General features: G+C 58.5%; 15 protein-coding genes. 1 reads left to right on the top strand and 14 read right to left on the bottom strand.

Annotation, left to right across the window (positions count from 1 at the left end):
• The first annotated feature begins 4 nt into the window (after positions 1 to 4).
• Positions 5 to 901, top strand: coding sequence for a LysR substrate-binding domain-containing protein (locus tag QFW87_RS06125; RefSeq protein WP_283190048.1), 897 nt, complete (start codon positions 5 to 7; stop codon positions 899 to 901).
• Positions 902 to 1043: 142 nt separating this feature from the next.
• On the opposite strand, the gene ispD is transcribed toward QFW87_RS06125, so the two are convergent.
• The 14 genes from ispD to QFW87_RS06055 form a co-directional block, all read right to left on the bottom strand.
• Complete coding sequence (ispD, locus tag QFW87_RS06120) at positions 1044 to 1751, bottom strand: 2-C-methyl-D-erythritol 4-phosphate cytidylyltransferase (protein ID WP_283190047.1); 708 nt, start codon at positions 1749 to 1751, stop codon at positions 1044 to 1046.
• Positions 1748 to 2026 carry a cell division protein FtsB gene (gene ftsB, locus QFW87_RS06115; RefSeq protein WP_008028992.1) on the bottom strand — a complete coding sequence of 93 codons (279 nt, stop codon included), beginning with the start codon at positions 2024 to 2026 and terminating at the stop codon, positions 1748 to 1750. The genes ispD and ftsB overlap by 4 nt, the downstream gene beginning before the upstream one ends.
• 171 nt (positions 2027 to 2197) lie before the next feature.
• Positions 2198 to 3487: a phosphopyruvate hydratase gene (eno, locus tag QFW87_RS06110; protein ID WP_008154033.1), complete on the bottom strand. Its 1290-nt coding sequence runs from the start codon at positions 3485 to 3487 to the stop codon at positions 2198 to 2200.
• Between the two features lie 156 nt (positions 3488 to 3643).
• Complete coding sequence (kdsA, locus tag QFW87_RS06105) at positions 3644 to 4489, bottom strand: 3-deoxy-8-phosphooctulonate synthase (protein WP_046054578.1); 846 nt, start codon at positions 4487 to 4489, stop codon at positions 3644 to 3646.
• A gap of 5 nt (positions 4490 to 4494) precedes the next feature.
• On the bottom strand, positions 4495 to 6126 hold the full coding sequence (locus tag QFW87_RS06100) for a CTP synthase (protein WP_283183214.1): 1632 nt from the start codon (positions 6124 to 6126) through the stop codon (positions 4495 to 4497).
• 274 nt (positions 6127 to 6400) lie between these two features.
• On the bottom strand, positions 6401 to 7729 hold the full coding sequence (tilS, locus tag QFW87_RS06095; protein WP_283190046.1) for a tRNA lysidine(34) synthetase TilS: 1329 nt from the start codon (positions 7727 to 7729) through the stop codon (positions 6401 to 6403).
• A 152-nt stretch (positions 7730 to 7881) separates the two neighbouring features.
• Positions 7882 to 8829, bottom strand: coding sequence for an acetyl-CoA carboxylase carboxyltransferase subunit alpha (locus tag QFW87_RS06090; protein ID WP_008154040.1), 948 nt, complete (start codon positions 8827 to 8829; stop codon positions 7882 to 7884).
• Positions 8830 to 8979: 150 nt separating this feature from the next.
• Complete coding sequence (gene dnaE, locus QFW87_RS06085) at positions 8980 to 12501, bottom strand: DNA polymerase III subunit alpha (protein ID WP_283190045.1); 3522 nt, start codon at positions 12499 to 12501, stop codon at positions 8980 to 8982.
• Between the two features lie 216 nt (positions 12502 to 12717).
• Positions 12718 to 13344, bottom strand: coding sequence for a ribonuclease HII (gene rnhB / locus QFW87_RS06080; RefSeq protein WP_283184524.1), 627 nt, complete (start codon positions 13342 to 13344; stop codon positions 12718 to 12720).
• A gap of 11 nt (positions 13345 to 13355) precedes the next feature.
• Entirely contained in the window at positions 13356 to 14486 is a 1131-nt protein-coding gene (gene lpxB, locus QFW87_RS06075) for a lipid-A-disaccharide synthase (protein ID WP_283183211.1), read from the bottom strand.
• Between the two features lie 2 nt (positions 14487 to 14488).
• Positions 14489 to 15265 carry an acyl-ACP--UDP-N-acetylglucosamine O-acyltransferase gene (gene lpxA / locus QFW87_RS06070; RefSeq protein WP_282482280.1) on the bottom strand — a complete coding sequence of 259 codons (777 nt, stop codon included), beginning with the start codon at positions 15263 to 15265 and terminating at the stop codon, positions 14489 to 14491.
• Positions 15262 to 15702 (bottom strand): 3-hydroxyacyl-ACP dehydratase FabZ, encoded by a 441-nt coding sequence (gene fabZ / locus QFW87_RS06065; protein ID WP_008154051.1) that lies wholly within the window; start codon positions 15700 to 15702, stop codon positions 15262 to 15264. Before fabZ ends, lpxA begins: the two co-directional genes overlap by 4 nt.
• Positions 15703 to 15809: 107 nt before the next feature.
• Positions 15810 to 16865 carry a UDP-3-O-(3-hydroxymyristoyl)glucosamine N-acyltransferase gene (lpxD, locus tag QFW87_RS06060; protein WP_283183210.1) on the bottom strand — a complete coding sequence of 352 codons (1056 nt, stop codon included), beginning with the start codon at positions 16863 to 16865 and terminating at the stop codon, positions 15810 to 15812.
• A gap of 2 nt (positions 16866 to 16867) precedes the next feature.
• The gene (locus tag QFW87_RS06055; RefSeq protein WP_010462812.1) at positions 16868 to 17371 is read right to left on the bottom strand and encodes an OmpH family outer membrane protein; all 504 of its coding nucleotides are present in this window, start codon (positions 17369 to 17371) and stop codon (positions 16868 to 16870) included.
• Positions 17372 to 17377: the final 6 nt, after the last annotated feature.

Genomic DNA, 17377 nt, shown 5'->3' with positions numbered 1-17377 from the left:
CTTGATGTCCGAAAACCGCTGGGAAGGTATCGACGAATTTGTCGCCGTGGCCGAGTGCAGCCAATTCACGGCTGCCGCGGAGCGCCTCGGGGTTTCGTCCTCCCACATCAGTCGACAAATAGTACGCCTTGAAGAGCGCCTTCAGACGCGACTGCTATATCGCAGCACCCGCCGGGTCACGCTGACGGAAGCCGGGCAAACATTTCTGCAGCATTGTCAGCGTTTACAGGATGGCCGCGAAGAAGCACTGCGGGCGGTCGGTGACCTTACCAGTGAACCCAAAGGCATGCTGCGTATGACCTGCGCTGTGGCGTATGGCGAACGCTTCATCGTCCCGCTGGTGACCCGTTTCATGGGGCTCTATCCGCAACTGCGGATCGACATCGAACTGAGCAATCGTCAACTCGACCTCGTGCATGAAGGGCTGGATTTGGCGATCCGTCTCGGTCGCCTGCAGGATTCGCGACTGGTCGCAACACGCCTGGCACCGCGTCGCATGTACCTGTGTGCGTCGCCGTCCTACCTGGAACGGTATGGTCGCCCACACAGCTTGTCGGAACTGAGCCGCCACAACTGCCTCATCGGCAGCTCGGACATGTGGCAACTGGAACAGAACGGGCGGGAGTTTTCCCAACGAGTGCAGGGAAACTGGCGCTGCAACAGTGGGCAAGCGGTGCTGGATGCCGCGTTACAGGGCGTGGGTTTGTGTCAGCTGCCGGACTATTACGTGCTGGAGCATCTGAAAAGCGGCGAATTGATTTCATTGCTGGAGGCGCATCAACCACCAAACACTGCCGTGTGGGCGCTTTATCCACAGCAACGGCATCTGTCACCCAAGGTGCGCAAATTGGTGGATTACTTGAAGGAAGGGCTGGCCGAAAGGCCGGAGTATCGAAGTTAACTTATGCGTTGCTTGCTCGGCCGCTATCGCGAGCAAGCTCGCTCCCACAATGACCGGGGTCGAACACAAATCTTGTAAACGCCATAGAGCCCTGTGGGAGCGAGCTTGCTCGCGATCGGGGCACCACAGATCCAAAGGTGGATCAGCGGCGGTTGGCCCAGCGCTGGCGCAACCACTCAAGGTCTTCGGGGCGAGTTACTTTGAGGTTGTCGGACCGGCCTTCGATCAGGCGCGGCGCCAGGCCTGCCCACTCCATCGCCGAGGCTTCGTCAGTAATCACTGCATCGGCCACCAGACTGTCGGCCAACGCCCGATGCAACGCGCCAAGGCGAAACATCTGCGGCGTATAGGCTTGCCAGATCACGCTGCGATCCACGGTATCGACCACGCGACCGTGCTTGTCGACCCGTTTGAGGGTATCGCGTGCCGGAACCGCCAGCAGTCCTCCAACAGGATCATCTGCGAGTTCACCCAGCAACTTGTCCAGATCATCACGGCTCAGATTCGGCCGCGCAGCATCGTGAACCAGCACCCATTCCTCATCGTCAGCGCCTTGCGCATGCAAATGCAGTAACGCATTGAGCACCGACCCGGAGCGCTCGGAGCCGCCTTCAACCCGCTGAATTCGCGGATCACTAGCACACGCCAGGTTCGGCCAGTAAGGATCATCAATAGCAAGACTGACCACCAACCCTTTCAGGGAAGGATGATCAAGGAAACAGCCGAGGCTGTGTTCGAGAATAGTGCGCCCGCCCAGTTGCAAGTATTGCTTGGGACGGTCCGCGGCCATACGGGCACCGACGCCCGCGGCAGGAATTACAGCCCAGAAGGCCGGTAACGAGGGATTCATTGAGCCAACTGGTAAAGGGTTTCACCGTCCTTGACCATGCCCAACTCATGACGAGCCCGCTCTTCAACGGTCTCCATGCCCTTTTTCAATTCACTGACTTCAGCGTCCATCACCCGATTGCGCTCAAGCAGCCCCTCGTTCTCAGCGTGTTGATCTGCGATCTGCTGAGTCAGTTCGGCCACTTGCGCCAGACTGCCATTACCCACCCACAGGCGGTATTGCAGGCCAGCCAGCAGCAGGAGCAAAACGAGGAACAACCAATTGGGACTGCGCATCGAATATCAGGTATCCAGTGAAAAAAGACAGCCATGCCAAAACTTTGAAGCTTCTGATAGCACGAAGCCTGGAAGACCCAGGCTTGTGCTTATAAGGCATCAGATTAGTGGCAAATCCATCGCTGTAGCGATTTTTCCGACACAATCCGGTGTCTTTTTACCAATTAACGATTAACCGCGGAATTCGCTGCGACCGTTGTACTTGGCTTTGCCATTCAACTGCTCTTCGATACGCAGCAGTTGGTTGTACTTGGAAACACGGTCGGAACGGCACAGGGAGCCGGTCTTGATCTGGCCAGCCGCGGTGCCCACAGCCAGGTCGGCAATGGTCGAATCTTCGGTTTCGCCGGAGCGGTGCGAGATCACGGCGGTGTAACCAGCAGCCTTGGCCATCTGGATGGCTTCCAGGGTTTCGGTCAGGGTGCCGATCTGGTTGAACTTGATCAGGATCGAGTTGGCGATCTTTTTATCGATGCCTTCTTTCAGGATCTTGGTGTTGGTCACGAACAGGTCGTCGCCTACCAGCTGAGTCTTCTCGCCGATCTTGTCGGTAAGGATCTTCCAGCCAGCCCAGTCGGACTCGTCCAGACCGTCTTCGATCGAGATGATCGGGTAACGCTCGGTCAGGCCTTTCAGGTAGTCAGCGAAACCTTCAGCGGTGAACACCTGGCCTTCGCCGGACAGGTTGTATTTACCGTCTTCGTAGAATTCGCTGGCCGCGCAGTCCAGCGCCAGGGTCACGTCGGTGCCCAGCTTGTAACCGGCGTTGGCCACGGCTTCGGAGATCACTTTCAAAGCGTCTTCGTTGGAGGCCAGGTTCGGTGCGAAGCCACCTTCGTCGCCCACAGCAGTGCTCAGGCCACGGGCCTTCAGAACAGCTTTGAGGTGATGGAAAATCTCGGTGCCCATGCGCAGGCCTTCCGAGAAAGACTTGGCGCCGACTGGCTGAACCATGAATTCCTGGATGTCGACGTTGTTATCGGCGTGCTCGCCACCGTTGATGATGTTCATCATCGGAACCGGCATCGAGTAAACACCCGGGGTGCCGTTCAGGTTGGCGATGTGCGCGTACAGCGGCAGGTCCTGGTCCTGTGCGGCTGCCTTGGCGGCTGCCAGGGAAACGGCGAGGATCGCGTTGGCGCCCAGGGACCCTTTGTTTTCAGTACCGTCGAGCTTGATCATCGCGTGATCCAGCGCTTTCTGGTCGCTTGGGTCTGCACCTTTCAACAGGTCGCGGATCGGACCGTTGATGTTGGCGACGGCTTTGAGTACGCCCTTGCCCAGGTAACGGCTCTTGTCGCCATCACGCAGCTCGAGCGCTTCACGCGAGCCAGTGGAAGCACCGGACGGCGCGCAAGCACTGCCGATGATGCCGTTATCGAGAAGCACGTCCGCTTCCACGGTGGGGTTGCCACGGGAGTCGAGAACTTCACGACCTTTGATGTCGACGATTTTTGCCATTGTTGTAAACACTCCAAAGTTGACGAAAACGACGCAGCTGAAGGAAATCTTGTATCGCCGGCAAGTAATGTGCAGCGGGCAGACTTGCGGACGATAAGGCCCAGACCCGAGGGCCTGAGCATTAATTCGTGCGGTACTTTACCGGAGAAATGAGGATTACGCGGTTTCTACCGTCGGAAAACTCTTCACCAGTTCGTCCAAAGCTTTGAGCTGGGCCAGGAATGGCTCCAGTTTGTCCAGACGCAAGGCGCAAGGGCCGTCGCATTTGGCGTTGTCCGGGTCCGGGTGGGCCTCAAGGAACAGGCCGGCCAATGACTGGCTCATACCCGCTTTTGCCAGGTCGGTGACCTGGGCGCGTCGACCACCAGCGGAATCGGAGCGACCGCCGGGCATTTGCAGCGCGTGGGTCACATCGAAGAACACCGGGTATTCGAACTGCTTCATGATGCCGAAGCCGAGCATGTCGACGACCAGGTTGTTGTAGCCGAAGCTCGATCCGCGTTCGCAGAGGATCAACTGATCGTTACCCGCTTCCACGCATTTGCTCAGGATGTGTTTCATTTCCTGAGGTGCGAGAAACTGGGCTTTCTTGATGTTGATCACCGCACCGGTCTTGGCCATCGCGACCACCAGGTCGGTCTGGCGCGACAAGAAGGCCGGCAACTGGATAATATCGCAGACTTCAGCGACGACCGCGGCCTGATCAGGCTCGTGGACGTCGGTGATGATCGGCACGCCGAACGCTTGCTTGATGTCCTGGAAAATCCGCATGCCCTCTTCCAGGCCGGGGCCACGGTAAGAGGTCACGGAGGAACGGTTGGCCTTGTCGAAGCTGGCCTTGAACACGTAAGGGATACCGAGTTTCTCGGTGACCTTTACGTATTCTTCGCAGACCTGCATCGCCATGTCGCGGCTTTCCAGCACGTTCATGCCACCGAAAAGCACCATTGGCTTGTCGTTGGCAATCTCGATATCGCCTACGCGGATGATCTTCTGGGCCATCGGATTTACGCCTTCTTCTGGTGTTGAACCAAAGCTGCTTTAACGAAACCGCTGAACAACGGGTGACCGTCGCGTGGTGTCGAGGTGAACTCAGGGTGGAACTGGCAAGCGACGAACCATGGGTGATCCGGGGCTTCAACCACTTCTACCAGGGCGCCATCACCGGAACGACCGGTAATTTTCAGACCGGCTTCCATGATTTGCGGCAGCAGGTTGTTGTTCACTTCGTAGCGGTGACGGTGACGCTCGACGATCACGTCCTTGGCGTAGCAATCGTGCACCAGGGAACCCGGTTCCAGCAGGCAATCCTGAGCGCCAAGGCGCATGGTGCCGCCCAGATCGGACGTTTCGGTACGGGTTTCGACGGCGCCGGTGGCATCTTCCCACTCGGTGATCAGACCCACGACCGGATGACCGCTGGCACGATCGAACTCGGTGGAGTTGGCGTCTTTCCAGCCCAGCACGTTACGAGCGAACTCGATCACGGCCACTTGCATGCCCAGGCAGATGCCCAGGTACGGAACCTTGTTTTCGCGAGCGTATTGAACGGCAGTGATCTTGCCTTCCACGCCACGCAGACCGAAGCCGCCAGGTACCAGAATCGCGTCGACACCTTCCAGCAGCGCAGTGCCCTGGTTTTCGATGTCTTCGGAGTCGATGTAGCGCAGGTTGACCTTGGTGCGGTTGCTGATGCCGGCGTGACTCATCGCTTCGATCAGCGACTTGTAGGCGTCCAGCAGTTCCATGTACTTGCCGACCATGGCGATGGTGACTTCATGCTCAGGGTTGAGCTTGGCGTCGACCACGGCTTCCCACTCGGACAGATCGGCGCCGCCACATTGCAGGCCGAAACGCTCGACAACGAAATCATCCAGGCCCTGGGCGTGCAGAATGCCCGGGATCTTGTAGATGGTGTCGGCGTCTTCCAGCGCAATCACCGCACGTTCTTCAACGTTGGTGAACTGAGCGATCTTGCGACGCGAGGAGATGTCGATCGGGTGATCGGAACGGCAAACCAGCACGTCAGGCTGCAGGCCGATGGAACGCAGTTCCTTGACCGAGTGCTGAGTAGGCTTGGTTTTGGTTTCGCCGGCAGTGGCGATGTACGGCACCAGTGTCAGGTGCATCAGCATCGCGCGCTTGGCGCCGACTTCGAAACGCAATTGACGGATCGCTTCGAGGAACGGCTGGGACTCGATGTCACCCACGGTGCCACCAATCTCGACCATAGCCACGTCAGCATCGCCGGCGCCCTTGATGATACGGCGCTTGATTTCGTCGGTGATGTGCGGGATCACCTGAATGGTTGCGCCCAGGTAATCACCACGGCGCTCTTTGCGCAGGACGTGTTCGTAGACACGGCCGGTGGTGAAGTTGTTGTTCTGGGTCATGGTCGTGCGGATGAACCGCTCGTAGTGGCCCAGGTCCAGGTCGGTCTCGGCGCCGTCGTGGGTGACGAACACTTCACCGTGCTGGAACGGGCTCATGGTGCCCGGGTCAACGTTGATGTACGGGTCCAGCTTCAGCATGGTGACCTTAAGTCCCCGCGCCTCCAGGATGGCCGCCAATGAAGCCGATGCGATGCCTTTCCCCAATGAAGAAACAACACCGCCCGTGACGAATATGTAGCGCGTCATGAAAAACCCTAGAAGTCTGCGTTAAAGCGGTCCGAGCCGCCGGGGAAAGCGAAGGAAGGCCGAAGCCCCCGATCACCTGCATTAATCACAGTGCACCTTTCAAAAAAACCGCCGCGTTGGGACAGACCGGAAGATGAAACACCGGTACGTTGCTCGCTACACATTTTTTGGAATCGCCCAGCAAAGACTGCTTGGTAATCGGCAACTCCTGCAATTCAGGCGAATCCACAGAAGTTGTATCAAGAAGGGAGCGTAGTCTACCGGAAAGCCCCTTTCAGCTCAAACCTAGATCTTCGTGCGGCGGCTGCCAATGTAAATTCCAACGGTCCTTTGCACTGCCGTCCAAGCCCCGCAGGTTGGCCACCGCCAGCAATTGCTCGCCGCGGTACAGCAGCGGCAATCTGCCACGGGCGAACGCCGGCACACCACGTTCATTGAGCAAACGCTTCAGATCGCGATGGCCGCGACCGGGCAAATTCATTACCTCACCTCCCTCACGATAGCGGATATGCAGCAGGCCATCGGGGATTTGGCCGGTGAGTGTGAGCACGCCGTTGTCCGGCAACACCAGCGATAGCGAGGGGTCGGGCCAGTTTCCGACGGCGGGCGGCGGGCGCAACCAGCTACCGGACAACCACCAGATGCGCCCACCCGCCCGATGCAGTTCGCCATCTGCCAGCCGCCAGATCGGACAGGCATCGCCGGTGGCATCACGTAAATTCTCCCAACCCGACCAATGGTCACTGTCCGGCAGTCGCGTCAGCGGTTCGAGCCAATGACTTAACGCATTACGCTGACGAGCAGCGGACAGCGTTTCCAATGCCCCCAGTTCCAGGGTCGGCAATCCCAGCCAATCAAAATCATTGGCAGTGCTGGCGCCAGCCAGGTCGATTTGCGCAAGCTCGTCGAGCAATCCCTGCGCTTCGCTCAGGTGCGCAGCGCTGCGGGCCATAGTCGTTACCGCTTGCGGCCAGCGCTCGGTCAATACCGGGAACACCTGATGGCGCAGGTAATTACGCGAGAATTGCCGATCCTGGTTCGATGGGTCTTCGATCCAGCTCAGCCGATGCGCCGCCGCATAGGCCTCAAGCTCAGCCCGAGTGACATCGAGCAATGGCCGCAGCAGCCGCCCTTTACCGAGTGGGCGCTGGCGTGGCATCCCCGACAATCCCCTCACCCCTGCCCCACGCAACAGCCGAAACAACAACGTTTCCGCCTGATCGTCACGGTGCTGGGCGGTCATCAACACTTCATTGGCCTGAGTCGCCTCGATGAACGAGGCATATCGCGCATCCCGGGCGGCACGCTCAAGGCTGGCGCCGGGTTGAACCTGCACACGAACAACCTGCAGCGGCACACCCAGCGCATCACAGACCGACTGACAATGGTCCGGCCACGCATCAGCCACAGCCTGAAGGCCGTGATGAACATGGATGGCGCTTAGCGCCGGAAGGGATTCGGTTTTTGCGAGGTGTACGAGAAGGTGCAGCAGAACGGTGGAGTCGAGACCACCGGAGAAGGCGATGCGCCAGGTTGCGACGTTGCGCCAAGACTTGAGATTCAGCAAGAGCCTGGCAGGAAGATCAATCTTCGAAGGATTCATAGACGTCTGTCGCTTCACATAGACCCAATGTGGGAGCGAGCCTGCTCGCGAAGGCTGCTTAACATTCAACACATTTGTTGACTGTTATACCGCTTTCGCGAGCAGGCTCGCTCCCACAATGGTTTTGCGTCGTTTACCGAAGCAACGTCAGATCAGAGACCGTAGCTCATGAGACGCTCGTAACGGCGAGCCAACAGCGCTTCGTTATCGAACTTCTTCAACATCGCCAGCTGCGAGCTCAGCTCGGCACGGATCGATGCAGCCGCGGCAGCCGGATTACGGTGCGCGCCGCCCAAAGGCTCGCTGATTACTTTATCCACAATACCCAAGCCTTTGAGGCGCTCGGCAGTGATGCCCATGGCTTCAGCGGCGTCCGGTGCTTTTTCGGCGGTCTTCCACAGAATCGAAGCGCAACCTTCCGGCGAAATCACCGCGTAAGTCGAGTACTGCAACATGTTCAGTTGATCGCAAACGCCGATCGCCAGAGCACCACCGGAACCACCTTCACCGATCACGGTGGCGATGATTGGGGTCTTCAGGCGCGCCATGACGCGCAGGTTCCAGGCAATCGCTTCGCTCTGGTTGCGCTCTTCAGCGTCGATACCAGGGTAAGCACCCGGGGTGTCGATGAAGGTCAGGATCGGCATTTTGAAACGTTCGGCCATTTCCATCAGGCGGCACGCCTTGCGGTAGCCTTCCGGACGCGGCATGCCGAAGTTGCGGCGAACTTTCTCGCGCACTTCACGGCCTTTCTGGTGACCGATGATCATCACCGGCTGGTCGTCCAGACGGGCAATGCCGCCGACGATCGCAGCGTCGTCGGAGAAGTGACGGTCGCCGTGCAGTTCGTCGAACTCGGTGAAGATGTGTTCGATGTAGTCCAGGGTATACGGACGTTTCGGGTGACGCGCCAGACGCGCGATCTGCCAGCTGGTCAGCTTGCCGAAGATGTCTTCGGTCAGCGTGCTGCTTTTGTCCTGCAGGCGGGAGATCTCATCGCCGATATTCAGCGAATTGTCATTACCGACCAAGCGCAACTCTTCGATCTTGGCTTGCAGGTCGGCGATCGGCTGTTCGAAATCTAGAAAATTCGGGTTCATAGGCGTCCGTCTTGGGTCGACATCCAAGAGAGCTTGGGCCGGCCGGTTGTCTATTCGCACCCTACCTTAAGGGAGAGGCGCGTTCAGGTCGAGATTAAAAATTGGGTCGAGATCAGAGCTGCTCCCTTTTGGAAGAGCGGCACCTGACCGTCAACGGTATTGGAGGAAGACGTTGTCTCGCCCGAACTGGTCACGCAGGGCTTGAATCAAGGCATCCGCCGGGTCGATCCGCCAGGTCTCGCCGAACTGCAGCAAGGCCTTCGCATCGGGACTGGTGTATTCCATGGTGATCGGGCACGCGCCACGGTGACGCTTGAACAACTCACCGAGCCAGCGTAGCTGATCGCCTTTCAAATCCTGGGTCTGCAGCTTCAAGCGCAGGCTTTCGGCCAGGTTGGTGCGCGCATCTTCCATGCTCATCACCCGCTTGACCCGCAGCCGCAAGCCACCGGAGAAATCGTCGTTGCTGACTTCGCCTTCGACCACCACCATCGCGTCGGTCTGCAACAGCGACTGCGCCGAATGGAATGCTTCGGCGAACAGCGACGCTTCGATCCGCCCGGAGCGGTCGTCGAGGGTAATGAAACCCATCTTGTCGCCCTTTTTGTTCTTCATGACTCGCAGGGCGATGATCATGCCCGCAACGGTCTGGGTATCACGGGCCGGTTTCAGGTCGATGATGCGCTGACGGGCGAAACGGCGGATCTCACCTTCGTATTCGTCGATCGGGTGACCGGTCAGGTACAGGCCCAGGGTGTCTTTCTCCCCTTTCAGGCGTTCCTTGAGGGTCAGTTCCTTGGCCTTGCGGTGATTGGCGTAGACATCAGCGTCTTCTTCGACGAACAGACCGCCAAACAGGTCGACATGACCGCTGTCGTGGGTACGCGCGGTTTGTTCGGCCGCCTTGATCGCCCCTTCCATCGCGTTCAGCAAGACCGCTCGGTTGCGGTCGATATTGGCCTGATAGGCTTTCTGCTCGTCATGGAAGTAAGGCCCCAGACGATCCAGCGCACCGCTGCGGATCAAACCGTCCAGGGTGCGCTTGTTGATACGTTTGAGATCGACACGGGCGCAGAAATCGAACAGATCCTTGAACGGACCTTCCTGACGCGCCTCGGTGATGGCTTCCACCGGACCTTCGCCCACACCTTTGATCGCGCCGAGGCCGTAAATAATCCGGCCTTCGTCATTCACCGTGAACTTGAACTCCGAAGTATTCACATCCGGCGCGTCGAGACGCAGCTTCATGGTGCGAATTTCTTCGATCAAGGTCACGACCTTGTCGGTGTTGTGCATATCCGCCGACAGTACCGCGGCCATGAATGGCGCCGGGTAGTGCGTTTTCAGCCAGGCGGTCTGGTATGACACCAGGCCATAAGCGGCGGAGTGGGATTTGTTGAAGCCGTAACCGGCGAATTTCTCTACCAGGTCAAAAATGTTACCGGCCAGGTCCGCGTCGATATTGTTAGCGGTGCAACCTTCAATGAAACCGCCGCGCTGCTTGGCCATTTCTTCGGGTTTTTTCTTACCCATGGCTCGACGCAGCATGTCCGCGCCGCCAAGGGTGTAACCGGCCATGACCTGGGCAATCTGCATCACCTGTTCCTGATACAGGATGATGCCGTAAGTCGGTGCCAGAACCGGTTTGAGGCCTTCGTACTGGTAGTCCGAGTGCGGGTACGCGAGTTCGGCGCGACCGTGCTTACGGTTGATAAAGTCGTCCACCATGCCCGATTGCAACGGGCCCGGACGGAACAGGGCCACCAGTGCGATCAAGTCTTCCAGGCAGTCAGGCTTGAGCTTTTTGATCAGCTCTTTCATGCCGCGCGACTCAAGCTGGAACACTGCAGTGGTTTCGGCTTTTTGCAGCAGCTGGTAAGTCGGCTTGTCATCCAGCGGGATGAACGCGATATCCAGCGGCGGCTCATCCACCTTGGCGCGATCACGGTTGATGGTTTTCAGCGCCCAGTCGATGACCGTCAGGGTCCGCAGACCGAGGAAGTCGAACTTCACCAGACCCGCCGCCTCAACGTCATCCTTGTCGAACTGGGTGACCAGACCATCACCGGCCTCATCGCAATAAATTGGCGAGAAGTCAGTCAGCTTGGTCGGGGCAATAACAACACCACCGGCGTGCTTACCGACGTTACGCACAACGCCTTCAAGCTTGCGGGCCATTTCCCAGATTTCCGCAGCCTCTTCATCAACCTTGATAAAGTCACGCAGGATCTCTTCCTGTTCGTAGGCCTTTTCCAGGGTCATGCCGACTTCGAACGGGATCATCTTCGACAGACGATCCGCCAGGCCGTAAGACTTGCCCTGTACCCGCGCCACGTCACGGACCACAGCCTTTGCCGCCATGGAACCGAAGGTGATGATCTGGCTTACCGCGTTGCGGCCGTATTTTTCGGCCACGTAATCGATCACGCGGTCACGACCGTCCATGCAGAAGTCGACGTCGAAGTCGGGCATGGATACCCGTTCCGGGTTAAGGAAACGTTCGAACAGCAGGTCATATTCCAGTGGATCGAGGTCGGTGATCTTCTGCACGTAGGCCACCAGCGATCCGGCACCCGATCCACGGCCAGGGCCTACTGGCACACCGTTGCTCTTGGCCCACTGGATAAAGTCCATAACGATCAGGAAGTAACCGGGGAAACCCATCTGGATGATGATATCCAGCTCGAAATTCAACCGGTCGACGTAGACCTGACGCTTGGTTTCGTAGTCTTCGGTGGTGTCCTTGGGCAGCAGAACGCTCAGGCGATCTTCCAGGCCATCGAAGGAAACCTTGCGGAAATACTCGTCGATGGTCATGCCATCGGGGATCGGGAAGTTGGGCAGGAAGTGAGTGCCCAGCTTCACTTCGATGTTGCAGCGCTTGGCAATCTCGACGGTGTTTTCCAGCGCTTCGGGAATGTCGCTGAACAACTCAGCCATTTCCTCGGCGCTTTTGAGGTATTGCTGATCGCTGTAATTCTTCGAACGCCGCGGATCGTCGAGGGCACGGCCCTCACCGATGCAAACGCGGGTTTCGTGGGCGGCGAAGTCTTCCTGCTTGATGAAACGCACGTCGTTGGTCGCGACCAGCGGCGCACCGATTTTTTCAGCGAGGGCCACGGCACCGTGCAACTGTTCTTCGTCGTTGGGGCGGTTGGTGCGCTGGATTTCCAGGTAGAAGCGATCCGGGAACACGGCCATCCATTCGCGCGCCAGGTTTTCCGCTTCGGCCGGATTGCCGCCGAGCATCGCCAGGCCGATCTCGCCTTCTTTCGCCGCCGACAGCATGATCAAGCCTTCGCTGGCTTCGGCCACCCACTCACGCTCGATGATGACCGAGCCATTGCGCTGGCCGTCGATGAAGCCGCGGGAGATCAGTTCTGTGAGGTTGCGATAACCCACGGCGTTCATCGCCAGCAGGCTGATCCGGCTCAGTGCGTTATCCGGATCCTTGTTCGACAGCCACAGGTCGGCGCCACAGATCGGTTTGATCCCGGCGCCCATGGCGGCTTTATAGAACTTGACCAGGGAACACATGTTGTTCTGGTCGGTGACCGCTACGGCAGGCATGTTCATGCCGACCAGGGTCTTGACCAGCGGTTTGATCCGCACCAGACCGTCGACCAGGGAATACTCAGTGTGCAGGCGTAGATGAACGAATGAAGCCGGCATAGTGATCCTGTCTAGAAACGTGAAGACAACAAGGCCCGGAAATCCGGCATTTAAAGCTACTACGCTTGGTAATCCAGCGTTGAACGGCAACTCGAAATGCTCATTGACTGACGTCAACTCCGCTTTCTCGCTGCCGTTCGCCTTGTCTTACCTGCGCTCGTGACGCTTTAAATCGCCGGATTGTACCGGGCCTTGGCAAAAACATCAGCCTTGCGACTAACTCTCGATCAGGCTTTCCCGTGCCTCGTAAGCCAGGCGTACCGGGGCGAACGAGCGGCGGTGAATCGGCGTTGGCCCCAAGCGGGCCAGCGCCTCCAGATGAACGGGCGTCGGGTAGCCTTTGTGGCCACCGATGCCGTACCCCGGGTAAATCAATTCGAACGCTGCCATCTCGCGGTCGCGGCTGACCTTGGCCAGAATCGACGCTGCGGCGATGGCCGGTACCTTACCGTCGCCCTGCACCACCGCTTCGGCACGCATCGATAGCTTCGGGCAACGATTGCCATCAATCATCGCCAGTTTCGGCGTGATGTGCAGACCTTCGACCGCGCGCTGCATGGCCAGCATGGTGGCGTGCAGGATGTTCAGCTCGTCGATTTCTTCAACTTCGGCGCGAGCGATGCACCAGCTCAGGGCTTTTTCGCAGATCTCATCGTAGAGCTTTTCGCGGCGTGCTTCGGTGAGTTTCTTCGAATCATTCAGGCCCAAAATCGGACGGTTTGGATCGAGGATCACTGCGGCTGTCACCACTGCACCACAAAGCGGGCCGCGACCGACTTCGTCAACGCCGGCGACCAGATCTTCAACTTCGGCGACCAGGGTGAAGTCCAGGCCCATCTGAATGCTTGCTTTGCTCATTGTGTTTTGCCGATCAGGTTCAGTACCGCGTTCGCCGCCTGATTGGAGGCGTCCAGACGTAAGGTACGGTGAATTTCATCGAAGCCGCGGGTCTGCTCTTCACCGCCTTCGATCAGTGGCGACAGCGTTTGGGCCAAGGCTTCAACCGTCGCATCGTCCTGCAACAACTCGGGCACCAACAGGCGCTGGGCCAGCAGGTTCGGCAAGGAGATGTAGGGACTTTTCACCATGCGCTTGAGAATCCAGAACGTCAGCGGTGCCAAGCGGTATGCGACCACCATCGGCCGTTTGTACAACAACGCTTCCAGGGTCGCCGTTCCGGAGGCAATCAGTACCGCGTCGCAGGCCGCCAGAGCCAGATGGGATTTGCCATCGAGCAATGTCAGCGGCAGATCTCGGCCCGCCAGCAGCTCTTCAAGCTGCTTGCGGCGCTCGGGGCCGGCGCAAGGCATGACGAACCGCACACCAGGGCGCAGGGCTCGCAGACGCTGGGCCGTATCGAGGAACAACGCACCTAGCCGGCCAACTTCGCCACCACGACTGCCCGGCATCAGAGCAACCAGCGGCCCGTCGGGCAAGCCGAGTTCAGCCCGCGCGGCGGCGCGATCGGCTTCAAGCGGGATCGCATCGGCCAGTGAGTGCCCGACAAACCGCACCGGCACGCCCTTCTCTTCATAGAATTTCGCTTCGAACGGGAACAACGTCAGCATCAGATCGCAGCCTTCGCGAATCTTCAGCACCCGTTTCTGCCGCCACGCCCAAACCGACGGACTAACGTAATGCACGGTCTTGATCCCGGCCTGACGCAGCTTGAGTTCGATATTGAGGTTGAAATCCGGAGCATCGATACCGATGAACACGTCCGGCTTTTCGGCGATCAGGTCGGCAACCAGCTTCTTGCGACGTGCCAGCAACTCGCGCAATCGGCCCAGCACTTCCACCAGGCCCATGACCGAAAGACGTTCCATCGGGAAATACGAAGTCAGGCCTTCGGCCTGCATCAGCGGACCGCCGACACCGATGAACTCGACTGCCGGGTGCTGAGCCTTAAGTGCGCGCATGAGACCCGCGCCAAGAATGTCGCCGGAAGCCTCACCCGCTACCAGCGCAATACGCAGATTAGCCATGATTAACGTGTGATGCCGCGGGTCGAAGACTGGATGGAATCACGGAACACCGCGACTTCCGGAAACTGGGCCGACGGTTCAGCCAGCTCGGCGAGCGCCTGTTCGACCGTCAGCCCCTGGCGGTAAACCACCTTGTAGGCACGACGTAGCGCGTGGATCGCATCTTCGCTGAAACCGCGACGACGCATGCCTTCGAAGTTCATGCTGCGAGCTTCGGCCGGGTTGCCGAACACCGTAACGTACGCCGGGACGTCCTTGCCGATAGCCGTGCCCATACCGGAAAAGCTGTGGGCGCCGATATGGCAGTACTGATGAACCAAGGTAAAACCGGACAGGATTGCCCAGTCTTCAACGTGCACATGGCCCGCCAACGCGGTGTTGTTGACCAGGATACAGTGGTTGCCGATGACGCTATCGTGGCCGATGTGGGCATAGGCCATGATCAGATTGTGATCGCCCAGGGTTGTTTCAGAGCGGTCCTGAACGGTCCCACGGTGAATCGTCACGCCTTCACGGATGACGTTGTGGTCACCGATGACCAGACGGGTTTCTTCACCCTTGTATTTCAGATCGGGCGTGTCCTCACCTACCGAAGAAAACTGGTAGATGCGGTTGTGCTTTCCGATTCGGGTCGGGCCTTTGAGAATCACATGCGGCCCGATCACTGTCCCCTCGCCGATTTCCACACCTGCACCGATGATCGACCAAGGGCCGACCTCGACGCCGTCGGCCAGGATAGCCGTCGGATCGATGATTGCGCGAGGGTCAATCAAACTCATAGTTTGCGTTCCGCGCAGATGATTTCAGCAGAACAGACTGGCTTGCCATCGACCGAAGCCTGGCATTCGAACTTCCATATCTGGCGCTTGCAGCTGATGAAGCGGGCTTCGAGGATCAACTGATCGCCTGGGGTGACGGGCTGGCGAAAACGCAGCTTGTCGGAGCCGACGAAGTAGTAGAGCGTGCCGTCGGCAGGCTTCACGTCGAGCATTTTGAAGCCAAGGATGCCGGCAGCCTGAGCCATCGCTTCGATGATCAACACACCCGGCATGATTGGATGCGCAGGGAAGTGACCATTGAAGAACGGTTCGTTGATGCTGACATTCTTGTAGGCGCGAATGCGCTTGCCTTCCACATCCAGATCCACGACCCGGTCCACCAGCAGGAACGGGTAACGGTGAGGCAGGTATTCGCGAATCTCGTTGATGTCCATCATTTCGGGGGGAAGCCTATGTAAAGATTGGGAGGCGCGACTGACGCGCACCCCTCTAGCAAATCAAGGAGGCAGTCTAGCGGCTGTGCACACTTGATATGGAAATGGTATCAGCCATCTGATGAAGCATTACCGTCAGGGGTCACTTCCCCTACACGCTTTTCCAGCTGTCGCAGACGCCGCGCGATGTCATCGAGCTGACGGATGCGGGCCGCGCTTTTGCGCCATTCGGCTGCCGGTTGCATGGCTGTACCGGAAGAATAGGAACCCTTTTCGGTAATCGAGTGGGTCACCATGGTCATCCCGGTGATGAAAACGTTGTCGCAAATTTCGATATGCCCCACCAGCCCTACGCCACCGGCGAGCATGCAATGCTTGCCGATTTTGGTGCTGCCGGAGATCCCCACGCACGCGGCCATGGCGGTGTGATCACCGACCTGGACGTTGTGGGCGATCTGAATCTGGTTGTCGAGTTTCACCCCGTTACCCAGAACGGTATCGGCTAGCGCACCGCGATCAATAGCGGTATTCACGCCAATCTCCACGTCATCACCGACCAGCACACCACCGATCTGGGCGATTTTCTGCCAGACTCCTTTCTCGTTGGCAAAACCGAAACCTTCGCCACCGAGCACGGCACCCGATTGAATCACCACCCGTTTACCGATGCGAACATCGTGGTACAGCGTGACTCGCGGGGCCAGCCAGCCGCCCTCGCCAATCTCGCAGCGGGCACCGATGAAGCAGTGCGCGCCAACGGTCACGCCCGCAGCAATACGCGCGCAGCTTTCGATCACCGCAAAGGCGCCAATGCTCGCCGCCGGATCGACCATTGCATCCGCTGCCACAACGGCTGTCGGATGAACACCGACAGCGGCCTTTGGCTTGGGATCGAACAGATGGGAAATCCGCGCGTAGGCCAGATAAGGGTCAGGCACCACCAGCGCATTACCTGCAAAACCTTCAGCGTCAGCGGCCTTCAGCAACAGGGCTGCGGCCCGGCTGTCAGCCAGGTATTTACGGTATTGGGGGTTTGCGAGAAAGCTCAACTGAGCTGGGCCAGCCTCTTGCAAAGTGGCTAGCCCAGTAATTTCTTTCTCCGGGTCGCCACGCAGTGTGGCGCCGAGGAACTCGGCCAATTGGCCGAGCTTTATAGTCGCTGTCATGGTTACTTCAGCTGATTCATGCGCTCGATAACCTGGCGAGTGATGTCGTACTGAGGTTTGACATCAATCACTGCGCCACGCTCGAAGACCAGGTCAAAAGCACCTTTCTTGATGACTTCTTCCACAGCGCTGTCCAGTTTCGGCTTGAGCTGCTTCAGCATTTCACGGTCGGCAACGGCTTTGGCTTCGTTCAGTTCCTTGGACTGGAACTGGAAATCACGGGCCTTTTGCTTGAACTCGAGTTCCAGGCGTTCACGCTCGCCTTGCTGCATCTTGTCGCCGCCAGCCATCAGACGATCCTGGATACCTTTGGCACTGCTTTCCAGAGTCTTGAGCTTGGACAGCTGTGGACCGAACTTCTTCTCGGCATCAACGGCGTACTTCTTGGCCGCATCGGATTCCAGCAGAGCCATCTGATAGTTCAGAACGGCGATTTTCATGTCGGCAAAAGCCGGACCTGCTACCAGTACGGTCGCCAGGAGAACCAATTGAGTCAACTTACGCACGATGCA

This window comes from Pseudomonas sp. PMCC200344 (genome assembly GCF_030053095.1).
Classification (GTDB): Bacteria; Pseudomonadota; Gammaproteobacteria; order Pseudomonadales; family Pseudomonadaceae; genus Aquipseudomonas; species Aquipseudomonas svalbardensis.
Note: the sequence above shows the minus strand (reverse complement) of the source record. Positions and strands in the feature narration are given on the sequence as shown.

Coding starts and splice junctions, on each gene's coding strand:
- QFW87_RS06125 (WP_283190048.1), top strand. CDS start 5: ATGTCCGAAAACCGCTGGGAAGGTATCGACGAATTTGTCGCCGTGGCC.
- ispD (WP_283190047.1), bottom strand. CDS start 1,751: ATGAATCCCTCGTTACCGGCCTTCTGGGCTGTAATTCCTGCCGCGGGC.
- ftsB (WP_008028992.1), bottom strand. CDS start 2,026: ATGCGCAGTCCCAATTGGTTGTTCCTCGTTTTGCTCCTGCTGCTGGCT.
- eno (WP_008154033.1), bottom strand. CDS start 3,487: ATGGCAAAAATCGTCGACATCAAAGGTCGTGAAGTTCTCGACTCCCGT.
- kdsA (WP_046054578.1), bottom strand. CDS start 4,489: ATGGCCCAGAAGATCATCCGCGTAGGCGATATCGAGATTGCCAACGAC.
- QFW87_RS06100 (WP_283183214.1), bottom strand. CDS start 6,126: ATGACGCGCTACATATTCGTCACGGGCGGTGTTGTTTCTTCATTGGGG.
- tilS (WP_283190046.1), bottom strand. CDS start 7,729: ATGAATCCTTCGAAGATTGATCTTCCTGCCAGGCTCTTGCTGAATCTC.
- QFW87_RS06090 (WP_008154040.1), bottom strand. CDS start 8,829: ATGAACCCGAATTTTCTAGATTTCGAACAGCCGATCGCCGACCTGCAA.
- dnaE (WP_283190045.1), bottom strand. CDS start 12,501: ATGCCGGCTTCATTCGTTCATCTACGCCTGCACACTGAGTATTCCCTG.
- lpxB (WP_283183211.1), bottom strand. CDS start 14,486: ATGGCTAATCTGCGTATTGCGCTGGTAGCGGGTGAGGCTTCCGGCGAC.
- lpxA (WP_282482280.1), bottom strand. CDS start 15,265: ATGAGTTTGATTGACCCTCGCGCAATCATCGATCCGACGGCTATCCTG.
- fabZ (WP_008154051.1), bottom strand. CDS start 15,702: ATGATGGACATCAACGAGATTCGCGAATACCTGCCTCACCGTTACCCG.
- lpxD (WP_283183210.1), bottom strand. CDS start 16,865: ATGACAGCGACTATAAAGCTCGGCCAATTGGCCGAGTTCCTCGGCGCC.